The 15,343-nt window shown below is 73.7% G+C and carries 12 protein-coding genes; 7 read left to right on the top strand and 5 right to left on the bottom strand.

Annotated features, from left to right (window positions below; all coding sequences use genetic code 11):
• Positions 1 to 118: 118 nt before the first annotated feature.
• A complete protein-coding gene (locus ELX43_RS08895) occupies positions 119 to 832 on the bottom strand; it encodes a TVP38/TMEM64 family protein (protein ID WP_346773843.1) in 714 nt (237 codons plus the stop codon).
• A 54-nt stretch (positions 833 to 886) separates the two neighbouring features.
• A complete protein-coding gene (locus ELX43_RS08890) occupies positions 887 to 3,013 on the bottom strand; it encodes an efflux RND transporter permease subunit (protein WP_127783069.1) in 2,127 nt (708 codons plus the stop codon).
• 103 nt (positions 3,014 to 3,116) lie between these two features.
• On the opposite strand from ELX43_RS08890, the gene ELX43_RS08885 reads away from it, so the two are divergent.
• The gene (locus ELX43_RS08885; protein WP_127783068.1) at positions 3,117 to 3,575 is read left to right on the top strand and encodes a MarR family transcriptional regulator; all 459 of its coding nucleotides are present in this window, start codon (positions 3,117 to 3,119) and stop codon (positions 3,573 to 3,575) included.
• 93 nt (positions 3,576 to 3,668) lie between these two features.
• Here the strand turns inward: ELX43_RS08885 and ELX43_RS08880 are convergent, their stop codons facing one another.
• A complete protein-coding gene (locus ELX43_RS08880; RefSeq protein WP_127783067.1) occupies positions 3,669 to 4,232 on the bottom strand; it encodes a 2'-5' RNA ligase family protein in 564 nt (187 codons plus the stop codon).
• 101 nt (positions 4,233 to 4,333) lie between these two features.
• On the opposite strand from ELX43_RS08880, the gene ELX43_RS08875 reads away from it, so the two are divergent.
• The 5 genes from ELX43_RS08875 to ELX43_RS08855 all read left to right on the top strand — a co-directional run bounded on the left by ELX43_RS08875 (position 4,334) and on the right by ELX43_RS08855 (position 11,552).
• Entirely contained in the window at positions 4,334 to 6,520 is a 2,187-nt protein-coding gene (locus ELX43_RS08875) for a wax ester/triacylglycerol synthase family O-acyltransferase (protein WP_127783066.1), read from the top strand.
• Between the two features lie 121 nt (positions 6,521 to 6,641).
• Entirely contained in the window at positions 6,642 to 7,643 is a 1,002-nt protein-coding gene (locus ELX43_RS08870; RefSeq protein WP_127783065.1) for a PfkB family carbohydrate kinase, read from the top strand.
• Positions 7,644 to 7,749: 106 nt separating this feature from the next.
• A complete protein-coding gene (locus ELX43_RS08865; protein WP_127783064.1) occupies positions 7,750 to 9,051 on the top strand; it encodes an EAL domain-containing protein in 1,302 nt (433 codons plus the stop codon).
• A gap of 150 nt (positions 9,052 to 9,201) precedes the next feature.
• On the top strand, positions 9,202 to 10,947 hold the full coding sequence (locus tag ELX43_RS08860) for a PHP domain-containing protein (RefSeq protein WP_127783063.1): 1,746 nt from the start codon (positions 9,202 to 9,204) through the stop codon (positions 10,945 to 10,947).
• Positions 10,944 to 11,552: a hypothetical protein gene (locus ELX43_RS08855; protein ID WP_127783062.1), complete on the top strand. Its 609-nt coding sequence runs from the start codon at positions 10,944 to 10,946 to the stop codon at positions 11,550 to 11,552. Before ELX43_RS08860 ends, ELX43_RS08855 begins: the two co-directional genes overlap by 4 nt.
• Before the next feature lie 45 nt (positions 11,553 to 11,597).
• Here ELX43_RS08855 and ELX43_RS08850 read toward each other — a convergent pair whose 3' ends face one another.
• Positions 11,598 to 13,448: an acyltransferase family protein gene (locus ELX43_RS08850; protein ID WP_127783061.1), complete on the bottom strand. Its 1,851-nt coding sequence runs from the start codon at positions 13,446 to 13,448 to the stop codon at positions 11,598 to 11,600.
• Between the two features lie 150 nt (positions 13,449 to 13,598).
• Here ELX43_RS08850 and ELX43_RS08845 point away from each other — a divergent pair, with 150 nt between their 5' ends.
• A complete protein-coding gene (locus ELX43_RS08845) occupies positions 13,599 to 14,153 on the top strand; it encodes a DJ-1/PfpI family protein (RefSeq protein WP_127783060.1) in 555 nt (184 codons plus the stop codon).
• Here ELX43_RS08845 and ELX43_RS08840 read toward each other — a convergent pair.
• Positions 14,150 to 15,064 (bottom strand): matrixin family metalloprotease, encoded by a 915-nt coding sequence (locus ELX43_RS08840; protein WP_127783059.1) that lies wholly within the window; start codon positions 15,062 to 15,064, stop codon positions 14,150 to 14,152. The genes ELX43_RS08845 and ELX43_RS08840 overlap by 4 nt on opposite strands.
• Between the last annotated feature and the right edge of the window lie 279 nt (positions 15,065 to 15,343).

The following is a 15,343-nucleotide window of genomic DNA, read 5'->3' as shown; positions in this document are numbered from 1 at the left end:
GATGCCCCTCTCGCAGGGGGCAAGCGTACAGCCTTGATTATGAGAGGTCCAGTCCCCAGGCTTGTCGTCCAGGACGAGTACGCCGGCGGGTCAAGCCGTCAACCTGGAACGAGCTAGATCAACGATGCGGGCTTGTCGAATCCGGTGAGGCGGCCGCGAGGGGCGTCCGCCGGTCCAGCAGCAGCCCCAGCACCCCGATCGCGCCGCAGGCCAACGAGATCCCCAGCAGCGCCGGGGAGGTGCGCCCGGTCATGGCGTCGCCGAGCAGCACCGCCGCCACGGTCCCGGGCACCACGCCCACCAGGGTGGCCAGCAGGAACGGGCGCATCCGCACCGAGGAGACCCCGCAGCAGTAGTTCAGCACCGAGAACGGCACCACCGGAATCAGCCGCAACGACGCCACCGCCAGCCATCCCCGCTGCTCCAGCCGCTGGTCCACCGCGTGCAGCCGGCCGTGGCGCAGCCGCTCGGCCACTGCTTCCCGGCCGAGGTGGCGCACCAGCACCAGGGCCAGCGCCGCGCTGACGGTGGTGGCCAGCACGGCTACCACCACCCCGGAGAACGGCCCGAACAGCACACCTGCGGCCAGGGTGAACACCGTGCGCGGAACCGGGGTGACGGTGACGAGCGCGTGGACCACCACGAACAGCAGCGGGAACGACGGGCCCAGGTCGTGCGCCCACTGGCGGGCCTGGTCGGTGGTGGGCAGCGAGATGGTCAGCGCCACCACCACCGCGACCAGCAGCAGCACCGCCAGCAGCGCGAGCCTCAGCAGTGCGCCGCGGGACCACCCGGCGGGGGAGCCGGGACCTGGGGAACCGCTGCTGCGCACGCCGCAGACCGTACCTGCGGCCACCTCGGCGACCTGGGCCGCTCCCGGGTTCGCTCAGCCGCGGGACCGCTCGGCCAGCGCCGGCTCCGGCTCGGCCGGCGGCTGGGAGCTGGCCAGCTTGGACGGCCACCACACCTTGGGGCCGATGATCTCCGCCAGCGCGGGAACCAGCAGCGAGCGGACGATCAGGGTGTCCAGCAGCACGCCGAAGGCCACGATGAAGGCGAGCTGCGCCAGGAACAGGATGGGCAGCACCGCCAGCGAGCCGAAGGTGGCCGCCAGCACGATCCCGGCGGAGGTGATCACGCCGCCGGTGACCGCCAGCCCCCGGCGAATGCCGTCCCGGGTGCCCACCCGCAGCGACTCCTCCCGCACCCGCGTCATCAGGAAGATGTTGTAGTCCACCCCCAGCGCCACCAGGAAGACGAATCCGAACAGCGGCACCACCGGGTCGGAGCCGGGGAAGTCGAAGACGTGGTTGAACAGCAGGGCCGAGACACCCAGGGTGGCGGCGAAGGACAGCACCACCGTGCCGATGAGCAGCAGCGGCGCCACGATGGCCCGCAGCAGCACGGCCAGCACCAGGAACACCACCAGCAGCACGATCGGGATGATCACCGTGCGGTCGCGCTCGGAGGTGGTCTGGGTGTCCAGCTGGGTGGCGGTGGTGCCCCCGACCAGCGCGTCGGCGCCCGGGATCGGGTGCACGGCCGCCCGGATGCGCTCCACCGTCGCGGTGGCCGCCTCGGAGTCGGGCGCGTCGGCCAGGGTCACCTGGATCTGCACGGTGCCGTCCACCACCTTGGCCGGACCACCGGGCTGGCCGGACTCGCCGACCTCGGCGACCTGCTGGCTCACCCCCGGCACGGTGCGCACCGCGTCGATCACGGCGGCGGCCCGGTCGGCCTTGGCGATGATGATGGTGGGTGAGCCCGACCCGGCCGGGAAGTGGGCGCTGAGCACGTCCTCGCCCTCCACCGACTCCGCCTGGTTCAGGAAGACGTCGGACTGCGCCACCCCGCTGGACTTCAGCTGGGGCAGGAACGCGGCGAAGACCAGCAGGAGCAGCCCGGTGGCCACCGAGACGGTGACGCGGTGGGCGCTGACGTAGTCGGCCAGGCGCCACCAGGCGCCGGACTCCTGGCGCGGCCCCTGCTTGGGTCGGGCCGGCCAGAAGACGCTGCGCCCGACGAGCACCAGGGCGGCGGGCAGGAAGGTCAGCGAGGCCAGCAGCGAGGTGGCGATGCCGATGGCGGCCACCGGGCCCAGCCCGCGGTTGGAGTTGAGCTCGGAGAACAGCAGGCACAGCACACCGAGGATCACGGTGCCGCCGGAGGCCAGGATCGGCTCGATCACCCCGCGCATGGCGCGGCCCATCGCCTCGAACCGGTTGCCCTCGCCCTGCAGCTCCTCGCGGTAGCGCGCGACCAGGAGCAGGGCGTAGTCGGTGGCGGCGCCGAAGACCAGGATGAACAAGATGCCCTGGCTCTGGCCGTTGAGGGTGATGACGTCGTTCTTGGCGAGCAGGTACACCAGCGCGCTGGCCAGGGCGAGGGCGAGCACCGCGGAGACCACCACGATCAGCGGCAGCAGCGGGCTGCGGTAGACCACCAGCAGGATCACGATGACCACCGCCCCGGCGACCATCAGCAGGGTGCCGTCGATGCCGCTGAAGGCCTCGGTGAGGTCGGCGGCCTGGCCGGCGGGACCGGTGACGTACACCGACAGCCCGGGTGGGGTGTCCACGGCCAGGGCGTCCCGGATGGAGGTGACCGTCTCGGCCGGGTCCTTGGTGGAGTCGACGCCGACGATCACCTCGACGGCCTTGCCGTCGGGGGAGAGGATCGGCGGGGACGGCGGCTGCACGATGCCCTCGGTGCCACTCAGGGAGGCGGTGACCCGGGTGAGGTATGCGGTGTCCTCGGGGGTGATGCCCGCGTTGTTCTCCGCGATGACCACGGCGGGAATCAGCTGGTTGTCGCTGAAGGCCCGCTGGGCCTCCGCCACCTGGGTGGACTCGGCCTCGGCGGGCAGGAACGACGTGTTGTCGTTCTGCTGCACCTCGCCCAGCTTGCCGGCGAAGGGACCGCCGATGCCGCCGATCACGATCCACACCAGCAGGAGCAGTGCGGGGATCAGCCATCGTAGGGTCCGCCTCGAGCGGGCCGGCTTGCTGTGCATGTGTGCTCCCAGGGTCGGTCGCGGGCGGCGCCTCGTGCGGGTGTCGTCGTGTTCGGGATTATTGTTCAGCCTGCTGAACATCGCAATCGGAAGGGGAGCGGCGATGCCGGACGACGTGCCTGCGGAGGTGGCTGAGGACGTGCGGGGCTGGCCCACCGGGCGGCTGCTCTCCACCGCGGCCCGGCTGGTGGAGCACTCGTGGGAGGCCCAGCTGGCCCGGCACGGGCTCACCCACGCCGGCATGATCGCGCTGCACAGCCTGCGCTCCGGCCCGTTGTCCCAGCGCGAGCTGGCGCGGGCCTGCCGGGTGACCGACCAGACCATCAGCCGCACGGTGGAGCGCCTCGAGCGCGCCCAGCTGCTCACCCGCACCCTCGATCCCGCCGACGAGCGGCGTCAGCTGGTGCGTCTCACCGACGCTGGTCGTGCCGTGCACGAGCAGGTGGTGGCCGCGCAGCACGCCGACGCCGTGCTGGCCGGCGCGGTCTCCGACCACGAGGCCCTGCGAGCACTGCTGGTCGAGCTGGTCACCGCACTGGGAGGACGCGCCGCACGTCCGTGACCTCGCGGTCCGACCCGCCGGCGCGCCGGGGCGTCGCCCGCGACAGCTCATGCGGCCCCAGTGTGCCTGGCGCGCGCCTTGATCGCTCGTGCCTCAGGCGGGCGGGCGGCACGGCTCCTGCAGCAGCCACTCGCGGCGCGCGGTGCCGTCCCAGCGGCGGGCCGCCGCGGCGGTACCAGCCAGCTCGGCCCGGCCGAGCACCTGCACCGCTGGCCCCAGCTGCTCGGGGCGCACCCGCCGAGCCAGCGTGACGTGCGGGGACCACGCGCCGGGAGCGGTGTGCGGCAGGTGCACCCCCACCACCGCGCTCACCGCGGCGTGCAGGGCCAGCAGCGCCGCCGAGGGCACCACCGCACACGCCAGGGTCGTCGCCCGCCCCGCCGGAAACACCAGCAGCCCGCCCAGCGTCAGCGGCAGCGGCAGCGCGGCGGCCACTGCCGCGGTGATCGCCGGCTCCAGCGCGGAGTCGAGGTGGCGGGCGACGGCCAGGGTGACGTGCGGGCGGTTGGAGCTGTCCGTGCGCACCCCCTGGCTGTGCTGCCCGGCGGCGATCAGCCGGTCCCAGAGCTGGCGCACCCCGTCGTCCAGGCCCGCGTCGAGGAGCAGCTCCACGGTCTGCACCCCCGACCGGGGCGGGCGCTCCTCCGGTGCGGCCATGCCGGCTCCCTCCACTGGTCTCGTCGCTGTCTGCGCGCCCTCTAACCTGCCCGAAATATCAGGGTGACGCAGGGGCAACCTCTGCCGCCGACACTGGCCGCATGGAATGGGATGAGCTGCACGCGGCCGGTCAGACGTGGCGCCTGCGGGCCCAGCTGGTGGACCGGCCGGGCACCCTGGCCGCGCTGGTGACCTCGCTCTCGGCGCGGGGGTGCAACCTGCTGGGGGTCTCGGTGCTGCCGGTGGCCGGCGAGCCCACCGAGCTCGACCAGGCCGGGCGGGTGGTCGACGAGCTGGTGCTGCGCACGCCCCAGGGTCTCGAGGAGGCCGAGCTGGTGGCGCTGGTGCAGGCACAGGGCGCGCGGTTCATCGGGATGAGCCCGGCGTCGGTGGAGGAGCTGGTGGACACCGAGACCACGGTGCTGCGCGCCGCCACCGACCTCCTCGCCGGGCGCTGCAGCGAGCAGGTGGCGATGCGCCGGGTGCTGGCCGCCGACACGGTCACCTACCTGCCCGCCGGCGCCACCCCCGACACCGCCGTCCCCGCCGGCGGTCACTCCGTGGTGGTGCGGCTGGCGGATGGCCGTCGCCTGCTGGTCCGGAGGCGCTGGGCGCCCTTCACCGAGGGTGAGCTGGCCCGCATCCCCGCGCTGCTGGAGCTGCTGGCCGCGGTGACCGCCCCGACCCGGCCGGTGCCTGCGCGCGCCCCCGGCGCGGCGACCACCGCGGCACCGCCGGGCACGCCCAGCCGGGGCCGGCTGGTCCGCCAGCTCAGCCCGCTGGACGTGCAGTTCCTCAACGCCGAGAACGCCACCACCACCACCCACATCGGCAACCTCCTCATCGTCGACCCCAGCGAGGTCTCCGGCGGGGTGCTCACCGTGGCGGGGCTGCGCGAGCTGTTCCGGTCCCGGCTGCACCTGGCCCCGCCGCTGCGCTGGCGGCTGCGGGAGGTCCCGCTGGGCCTGGACCTGCCCTACTGGGAGGAGGTGAGCACGCTCGACCTGGACCACCACGTCCGGGAGGTGGCGCTGCCTGCCCCCGGCCGCGACGCGCAGCTGGGCGAGGCGGTGGCCTCGCTCGCCGAGTCCCCGCTGGACCGGGACCGCCCGCTCTGGGAGAGCTACCTGGTGTCCGGGCTGGCCGGTGGCCTGCAGGCGATCTACACCAAGATCCACCACTCGGTGATCGACGGCGTCTCCGGCGCCGAGATCATGGCCGCGATCCTGGACCTCACGCCGTGCCCCGGCCCGGTCGCACCCCCTGGCCCGGCCGCACCGCACGTCAGCGGCTCAGCTCCCGGACCGGCCGAGCTGGCCGGGCGCGGCTTCTGGCGGGCCGCGACCCTGCCCGTGTCGCTGCTGCGGAGCGCGCCACACCTGGTGCCGCACGTGCTGGACGTGCCCGGGGCGGCCAGCGTGCCCGGGGCGCGGGCGCTGGAGTCAGCGGTGTCCCGGTTGTCCCGGGCCACCGGCCTGCGCAGCACCCCGCCTCGGCCCCCGCGGGCACCCGCCCCGCCGTCCACCCCGCTGAACCGGCGCATCACCGCTGAGCGCACGTTCGCGTTCCTCTCCGTGCCCCTGGACGAGGTGAAGGCGGTCAAGAACGCCCTCGGTCTCACCGTCAACGACGTGGTGATGGCCATGTGCACCACCGCCCTGCGCCGCTGGTTGGTGGACCACGACGCGCTGCCGGAGTCGCCGCTGGTGGCGGGGATGCCGGTGTCGGTGCGCACGCCCGAGCAGCGTGGCACCGCGGGCAACCGGATCTCCTTCATGCTGGCGGCGCTGCCCACCCACGAGCCCGACCCGGCCGAGCGCGTGCGCCTGCTGCACACCTCGCTGGCCGCGGCCAAGGAGCGCTTCAGCGGCTCCACCACCTCGCTGATGGAGGACGCGAGCGCGCTGCTTCCGCAGGTGCTGCACGGAGTGGCCTCGCGCGCGCTGTTCCGGGCCGCCGCCGAGGTGGCGCTGCCGTTCAACCTGCTCATCTCCAACGTGCCCGGCCCGCAGCTGGCGCTGTACGCCGGCGGCGCCAGGGTGACCGGCACCTTCCCGCTCACGCCGATCAGCGACGTCAGCGGTGGACTGAACATCACGGTGATGTCCTACGACGGCCACGTCGACTTCGGCTTCACCGCCTGCCCGCAGGCGGTGCCGGACGTGTGGTCGCTGGCGGACGCGGTGCGTGCGGCGCTCGTCGAGCTGGCCGAGCTGGCGGTGCCCGCTCTCACTGGCGGCCCCGTGCCCGCCTGGGGTGTCGGGGGACTGGTCGACGCCCCCCGCTGACCGGGCGGAGACTGGCACAGCGCACAACCCCCACCCCTGCGGCCCTGGACGCGGTGGCGCGGTGGGGCATGACCGGGTGCGCCCCGCTGACGGGCGGGCGTGGCGACAGGAACGGACAGCGATGACGAGGCTCGACGAGCAGGCTCGGCCTGTGGTGGTGGTGGTCGGCGCCATCAACGTGGACATGGTGGTGAGGGCTGATCGGCTGCCCGGGCCGGGGGAGACCGTGGTGGGTCCGCGCATGCACCGCCACGGTGGCGGCAAGGGCGCCAACGCGGCCGTGGCGGCGGCCCGCGCGGGTGCAGTGGTGCGGCTGGTGGGTGCGGTGGGCGACGACGACAGTGGCACCGCGGCCACCGCCGACCTGGCGGCCGAGGGCGTCGACGTGAGCGGCGTGGTGGTGATCCCGGAGCAGTCCACCGGGGTCGCGCTGATCGTGGTGGACGCGGCGGGGGAGAACCAGATCGCGGTGGGCGCCGGGGCCAACGTGTTCATGACCGCCCGAGACGTGGACGGCGCGCTGCGCCGGGCGCTGACCGGGGCCGACTGCGTGCTGGTGTCCACCGAGATCAGCCCCGCCGTGCTCACCCACGCCGTCGAGCTGGCCGTCGCGGCGGGGGTGCGCTGCGTGCTCAACCCCGCACCGGTGACGGCGGAGGTGGTGGAGCTGCTCGCGCTGGGCCCGGTGCTCACGCCCAACACCACCGAGGGTGCGCAGCTGGCGGCGATGCTGGGCAGCCCGGCACCGGAGCGCACCGCCGCGGAGGCGGAGCCGCCACCACGCGTGCACGCCGCCGAGCTCGCGGCCGGGGCCATCGTGGGCCGCTCGGGGGCTGCCTGCGTGGTCACCCTGGGTGGGGAGGGCGTGTTCGTGCTCGAGCCCGGCGTGGCCGGCACGCACCTGCCGGCCCGGCCAGCCGACGTCCGTGACACCACCGGCGCGGGGGACACCTTCAACGGCGTGCTCGCCACCCGCCTGGCCGCCGGCGACCCGCTGGCCACTGCGGTGCACACCGCCGTCACCGCGGCCGCGCTCGCGGTGACGGCGGTGGGCGCCCGCGCCGGGATGCCCGACGCGGTGGCGCTGGCGACGGCCCTCCAGCAGCACCCGGTCCACCGCTGAGCGCAGCAAGTGCACTGCCACACAACGCTTTCCGGGTTGCACGCGCGGCTTTGCTAGCGTCGAGGAGAGGCCGGCACAGCTCGACCGAGAGGTCAGGTGGTGCGCGATGGGCGGTGGCCCGGACCGGAGCCGCACCAGGGCGTCGCTGCGCTACCTGGAGACGGCGCCACACGATCCCGACCTGCACCAGCTGGTCACCCTGGTCGCGGCGCGGTTCGCCTTCCCGGTGGCGCTGCTGACCGTCCTGGACGCCCGCCGCGGGCCCACCATCGCCGTGGCCTCGGTGGACGTGGTGCACGTCGACTCCGAGACCCGCCACACCATCGCCTCCGTGGGTGCACAGCTGGGCAGCGCGCCGGGGTGGACGGCGCTCACCGACGAGGTGGCCAGGACGGCCCGCCCGCTGGTCGCCGGGCACCTGGTGGACACCGGCACCGGGGTGCCCGGGATGCGCGCCTACGTCGCGGCCCCGCTGTGGGACAGCACCGGCACGGTGGTGGGCACGCTCTGCCTGGTGGACACCCGCCCGCGCACTGTCACCGGCCAGCAGCTCGACGAGCTGGTGAGCATGGCGGCGGTGGTCCAGCGGCAGCTGGAGCGGCTGCGAACCAGCACCCGGCTGGGCCCGTCTGGCGTGCTCACCGACGCCCACGAGCTCGCCAACGCCGTGGTCCGGGGTCAGGTGGTGCCCTACTACCAGCCGGTGGTGGAGCTGAGCACGGGCGAGGCGCAGGCGGTGGAGACCCTGGCCCGGTGGGTGCACCCCACCCGCGGGGTGCTCGTGCCCGGCCACTTCCTGGGGCTGGCCGAGGACACCGAGCTCGTCATCGACCTCGACCTCGCCGTCCTGGGGCGTGCCGCGGTGGAGCTGGCGCAGTGGCGGGGTGGTTACCCCGGTCTGAGGCTGAGCGCGAACATCTCCGCCAAGCACTTCAACCACCCGGACTGCGTCTCCCGGCTCACCGCCGCGGTCGCCTCGGTCGGGGTACCGCCCTCGGCCGTCACGCTGGAGATGACCGAGCCGGCCCTGATGGCAGCGCACGTGGGCGGCACCAGCTACTTCGCCGCCCTGCACGAGCAGGGGTTCCGGGTGCTGCTCGACGCCTTCGGCGGCGGGGTCGGCGAGAGGTCGCAGCTGCGCAGCGAGGACGTGCTGCGACTGCCCGTGGACGGCATCAAGATCGACCGGGCGGTGTGCTCCCAGCTGGGCACCCGGGTGGGCGACGCCGTGGTGCGCGGGCTCGTCGACCTCGCTCGCGGCCAGGACCTGCACGTGGTGATCAGCGGGCTGGAAACCACCGAGCAGGCCGAGCTGGCCCAGCAGCTCGGCTGCACCCACGGCCAGGGCTACCTGTGGGCACCACCGGTGCCGGCCGCCGACTTCGCCGGTCTGCTCGTCGCCCCGTAGCAGCCACCCCGACCAGGGACACGACGCGCGTGATCGTCACTCGGCGTTGGCCTTGCGGACACCGGACGGAGGCCTGCTGGTCGCAGCTGTTTCCTATGTTGCCTGTGGGGCCGACGGGGCCTGGTAGCCACCACTGCGCGAAGGATCGGCATGGGACACGAGCACGGCTCAGCACACGGCCACAGCCACACGCACGGGCACAGCCAGACTCACGGGCACGGCCACCCGCACAGCCACAGCCACGACAACCCCGACAGCGAGCCGCTGCCGCCGGCGCTGGACCCCGCCGTCCCCACCAGCGAGCTGCCGCCGGCCGCCGTGGACCGCCGACGCTTCCTGCGCTCGGCCGGGCTGCTCGGCGCCGGCGCAGCAGTGCTCGGGGTGACGGCCTCCACGGGCATCGGCTCGGCTGCCGCATCCCCGCTGGGCGGGCGTGGCAGCGGCCGCGTCCCGCGCGGTGGCTACACCTGGCTGGCCGGCGACCACCACATCCACACCCAGTTCTCCTCCGACGGCCAGTACCGGGTGATCGACCAGGTGCGCCACGCCAACGCCTACGGCCTCGACTGGGTGGTGATCACCGATCACGGCAGCGAGGTGCACGCCCGCATCGGCGTGGAGAAGGTCAACCCCGACATCGTCGCCGCACGCAGAGACACCCCGGACACTCTGGTGTTCCAGGGCCTGGAGTGGAACATCCCCGCCGCCGAGCACGGCACCGTCTTCGTGCACCCCGGCCGCAACGAGGTGGCGGTGCTCAAGCAGTTCGAGGTCGACTACGACGGCTCCCCGCTGGCCACCGCGGCGCTGAACGAGCAGCGGGCCATCCAGGGCCTGCACTTCCTGGCCGGCTCGGTGAGCCGGCGCCGGGTGCAGGACGCACTGATGCTGGCCAACCACCCGGCCCGCAAGGGCATCGACTCCCCGCACGAGATCCGCGGGTGGCGCGACGCCGAGCCGAGGATCGCCATCGGCATGGAAGGTGCCCCCGGACACCAGGCTGCTGGCATGCCCAAGGCCTACGGACCCGGCGGCGGCCGCGGCTACTACGACGGCAGCCCCGGCCCCGGCAGCTTCCCCGGCTACCCGCTGGAGAGCTACCGCACCTTCGGTGGGTTCGACTGGATGACCTCCACCGTGGGCGGGCTGTGGGACAGCCTGCTCGCCGAGGGCAAGCCGTGGTGGATCAGCGCCAACTCCGACTCGCACAGCGTCTACGCCGACACCTCGGTGCGCGGGGAGAACACCTTCGCCACGGCGGGCCGCTACGGCGAGCCCACCTACCGCACCGCGGGACCCAACCTGGGCAGCGGCGACTTCTGGCCCGGCTACTACAGCCGCACCCACGTGGGTGCCACCGACTTCTCCTACGCAGCGGTGATGGACGGCCTGCGCGCCGGACGGGTGTGGGTGGACCACGGGCGGCTGCTGGAGTCCCTGGACGTGCGGCTGCGGGCCGGCAACCGGGAAGTACCCCTGGGCGGGATGCTCACCGCTCGCCGCGGCAGCCAGGTCGAGCTGGTCATCACCGTGGTTCCCGCCGACACCCCGAACTGGTCGGAGCTGCTGCCGCGACTGGCCAAGATCGACGTCATCCGCGGGGCGGTCACCGGCCCGGTGGGCGACCGGGACGTGTTCACCGCGCCGCGCACCCGGGTGGACCAGACCTTCGACGTGCGCGGCCGCACCGGCGAGATCCGGATCTCCTACCCGCTGGGCCGGCTGGACGAGGCGTTCTACGTCCGCCTGCGCGGCTCGGACGGCAACCGGCTCGCACCCGGGCTCCTGGGTGCGGCCGTGGATCCCGCCGGCCCGGCCCAGGACGTGGTGGGCGACGCCGACCCGTGGCAGGACCTGTGGTTCTACACCAACCCGATGTGGGCGATCCCGGCGTGAGCGCGCCCGCCCTGGTGGTGGGCGTGGACGTGCTCAGCGAGACGCTGCGCGAGGTCGACGAGGTCGCCGACCACGTGCGGCGGCTGCTCGAGCACGCCCCGGGGACCGCGGTGGTGGCCACCCACCTCAGCCGGTGCGGACCGGTGCCGCACCTGACCGTGTCGGTGGCGCTGCCGGGGGCCGACCCGGAGGCGGTGTGGCGCGGCGGCGTGGCGGCGGTGCGGCAGCGCTGGCCGCGGGCTGCGGTGTGCTGCGGCCCCCGCTCCACCGGCCCCAGCTCCACCAGCGGCGGTGGGTCGGTCCTGGCGGCGGCGCAGGGGGTGGCCGCGCACGTCGGGCGGACCAGCGGCCGGCTGGTGCAGTTCCCCGGCTCGCTGGGTCTGACCGGGACGGTCCCGCTGGCCCGGGTGGTGGCGCAGACGGCGGTGGATCGGGTGGAGGTGCTGGGCGCTCCCTGCCCCGACGACGTGCTGCTGCGCACGCGGGAGCACGTGCGTCCCACCTGGCGCGGCGGGGAGCTGGTGCTGGTGGTGGAGCACGCCGCCGGGGGCGTGCTGGTGCCGTTCGAGTCGCCCACCCCCACGCCGTGCTGTGCCGACCACTGACCTGGACGGGGTGCGGCGCGGCGGTGGCTCGGGCGTCCTCGGGCGTCACCGGGTGGACAGGCGGTGAAAGGCGTCCTTGACCACGTCGGCGTAGAGCCGGCTGCCGACGATGCCCGGGTGCACCCCGTCGGCCTGCAGCAGGTCCGGCCGGGCTGAGATCGCCGCGTGCCAGTCAGCCACCACCACGTTGGGGAAGCCCGCGGCCACCTCGGCGAGGATCGGGTTGTGCTCCTCCCACGAGCCGAAGAGGTTGACCAGCACGATCATCCGGGACGGTCCCAGCGAGGCCAGCACCCGGCGCACCAGCTCGGGGTCCTGCACGCCGGCGTTGGTGCCGAAGTCGATCAGCACCGCCCGGCGCACCGTGCCCTCCGCCAGCCGCGCCTGCACCGCCTCCTCGCCCGCCGGCCACTGCCGGTTGGACTTGGCGTCGATCATGATGCCGGGGAAGCGGTCGATGAGCCCGCGGGCGGTGGTGACCACCAGCGAGTCGCCGAAGGCGGTGATCTCGGGGCCGGTGGGCATGGCGAACGCGGGACCGACGGCGGTGTGCGCGTCGGCGACCAGCCCCGGCGGGCCGGGCGCGGCGGGTGCGGCGGCGGGTGGCCCAGGCTCGGCCAGCGAGCCCTCGACGAGCGCGGTGTTGGCCTCGATGTCCCGCTGCACCTGCGACTTGTCCGGCGCGGTGACCACCGCGAAGGCGCTCACCGCGACCAGCCCCACGGCCACCGCCGCGCTGGTGCGGGGCAGCGGGTCGGCGGGACGGCGCAGCGCCGCGGCGAAGCTCCGGCCGGCGCCGCGGAAGCCGCGCTGGCGCACCGGCAGCTCCAGCCACCGGTAGGACAGTGCCGCCAGCACCAGGGTGAGCACCAGGGCCACCAGCCGGCCGAGCCAGCTCAGCGGGGAGTCCTCGAGCGTCGGCGGCAGCGCGGCGGTGACCACCAGGATCATCGGCCAGTGCCACAGGTAGATGCCGTAGGAGCGCTGCCCCACCCACTCCAGCACCGGCAGGCGCAGGCCTTGGCGGAGCACGCCCTCACCACCGAGCACCCCGGCGATCACCAGTGCGGTCAGAGCCGACGCGGCCACGATGCCGCCACGGAAGGTGACGGCGCTGTCCTGGGCGAGCACCAGAGCCAGCGCCACCAGCCCCAGCAGGGCCGCCGCCCCGACCGGCACGCACACTCGTCGCCAGGCCCGGGAGTGCAGCACGCTGCCCTGCTGGGTGTGGGCCAGCGCGAGGGCGGCGCCGATCATCAGCCCGAAGAGATGGGTGTCGGTCCCGTAGTAGACGCGGGTCGTGGCGGCGCCACGGGCGACGAGCGCGGCCATGGCCAGTGCTGAGGCGGCCGCCGCCCCCAGCACCAGCCACACCCGCCACCGCGGGTTGCGCACCGCCGTCACCAGGGCCAGGAACACCAGCGGCCACAGCAGGTAGAACTGCTCCTCCACGGCCAGCGACCAGAAGTTCATGAACAGCAGGGGAGAGGTGTGGGCGAAGTAGCTGCTGCCGGCGGAGATCTCCACCCAGTTGTTGCTGAACGTGAGCACGCCGAGCGTCTGCCGATCGATGTTCACCAGCAGGTCGTCACCGACGAGCCAACCCAGACCGGTGCTGACCACCACCACGAGCACCAGGGCGGGCAGCAGCCGACGCGCCCGACGCACCCAGAAGCGCCGCAGGTCGAGGTGGCCACGGGCCAGCCACTCTCGGTGCAGCAGCGTGGTGATGAGGAATCCGCTCACCACGAAGAACACGTCGACTCCGAGGTACCCCCCGGGCAGTGAGTCGGGTCGAAGGTGAAACACCAGAACGGCGATGATGGCGAGCGCGCGAATGCCGTCAAGGCCAGCAATTCGGTCAATCCGCTGGTCAGTCTTGTTTTCTGCTGTCATGGCTCCCCCAAGCGCGGACAGCGCGAGCCTAGGAGAGTTGCGGGGGAAACCGCGATCGACACGGCCGGAAAATGGCGGAAATCGGCCCTTTCGACGACAAGACAGTCAGCTGTTCGCGGTTCCGCGACTCGGCGGAAGGGAGCACCGAACATGCCGCGAACAATCGCTTTCCTGGTGGCACCGGAAGGTGCGGAGCAGGAGGACGTGCTCGCCTGCACCCAGGCGGTGCTCGACGCCGGCGGGGTGCCGAGGCTGCTGTCCACGCTGGAGCCCGGAGCCGGCGTGCGCGCCCTGGACGACCTTGAGCGCGGCCTGGAGCTGGAGGTGGACGTCAGCGTCGAGCAGGCCGTGCTGGGGGACTACGACGGGCTGGTGCTGCCCGGTGGGCTGGTCGGCGCCGATGCTCTGCGGCTGCAGTCCTCCGCCGTGGAGCTGGTCCGGGACTGGGTCGGCGAGGGCAGGCCCGTCGCGGCGGTCGGACACGCGCCGTGGCTGCTGGTGGAGGCGCACGTGGCGGGGGGCAAGACCATGACCTCCACGCCCAGCATCGCCACGGACCTGGTCAACGCCGGCGCGCAGTGGGTGGACGGCGAGGTGCAGGTGTGCCCGGCCGACGGCTGGGTGCTGGTCACCAGCCGGGGCTCGGCCGACCTCCCCGCCTTCACCACCGCGATGCTGCGCGCCTTCGGCCTGGAGCGGAGCTAGATTCCCAGCCAGGCCCGCAGCAGGCTGAGCAGCCAGTCCCAGAACAGCTGCCACGGATCGACGGGGACGGTGGCGGCGGGAGGCTGCTGGCCGATGCAGCCGGCGGACGTGCCCACCCGGGCCAGCCCAGCCAGGTCGCCGGGCCCCCACACCGCGGCCTGTCCGGCGGTCACCGGGTACATCACCTGGTGGCGGTCGCTGACGTGGCTGAGTCCCACCGCGTGGGCCACCTCGTGCATGAGCACCCGCACCCGGGAGGCGGACAGGCCCGCCCCTGAGCCGGGGCGCAGCTCGCTGGCTGCGTTGATCACCACGTACGCGGAGGTGATCTGCCAGTGCTGGGCGTCCTCGTCCGCGCCGGTGCGAGCGGCACCCCACCCGGCGATGCCCAGGGTGTGCGGGGAGGCCTCGGCCAGCAGCTCGGAGGCGAACGGGCCCTCCGCGGTGGCCATCGCGATGAGCAGCGGCGACTCGGCCTGCGCGCCGTGCGCCTGCGGGATCTCGGTGCTGGGGCCGTCGTGGACGAAGATCAGGCCGCTGGCCGCAGTGATCTCCTGGAGTGCCGTCTGCACGTCGCCCAGTGCGTCCGGCTGGGCCGCCAGGTTCAGCCGGTAGTGGATGGGGCGGCAGGCGTCCCAGCGCACCACCGTGCTGTCCGGGTTGAGGTTGAGCCGGTAGGCGGTGGAGCCGGAGACCGCCAGCTCCGGCCCGGAGCCCTGCGAGGCAGCGACGGGGGCCTCGGCGACGTCGGGCCCGTCGGTGTGCCAGGTCAGCGCGTCCGGCGGGGCCGGAGCAGCTGCCGGCACCGGGGTGGCCGCCAGGGCCGGGTGCAGCGCCACCGTGGTCGGGGCCAGGACCAGGCAGCAGGTGAGACTCGCGGCGGCGGAGAGCCGGCGGAGGGAAAGGGGCATCGGTCACCGTTCTGTGGGGCAAGGGTCGCGGGGGAAAGGTCGCGGGGGAAAGGCCGCCGGGAGACGGCGCACGGTCGGGTGCCGATGACCAATGCAGTGCGTGCTGTGTCCACTGCAGGCAGTGAGCTCAGGGCGAAATCATGGCACACCACCAGGAAAACGGGAATCGCTTGGCCCACTGCGTATTCGGCGTGTCAGTCGGGCTGCGGAAAGGGGATTCGAAACGGCGCTGCACCGGCCGCGTCCGGCCAACAGGACCCGCGCCGCTCGGTGCGGCAT

Source organism: Rhodococcus sp. X156, assembly GCF_004006015.1.
Classification (GTDB): Bacteria; Actinomycetota; Actinomycetes; order Mycobacteriales; family Mycobacteriaceae; genus X156.
Note: the sequence above shows the minus strand (reverse complement) of the source record. Positions and strands in the feature narration are given on the sequence as shown.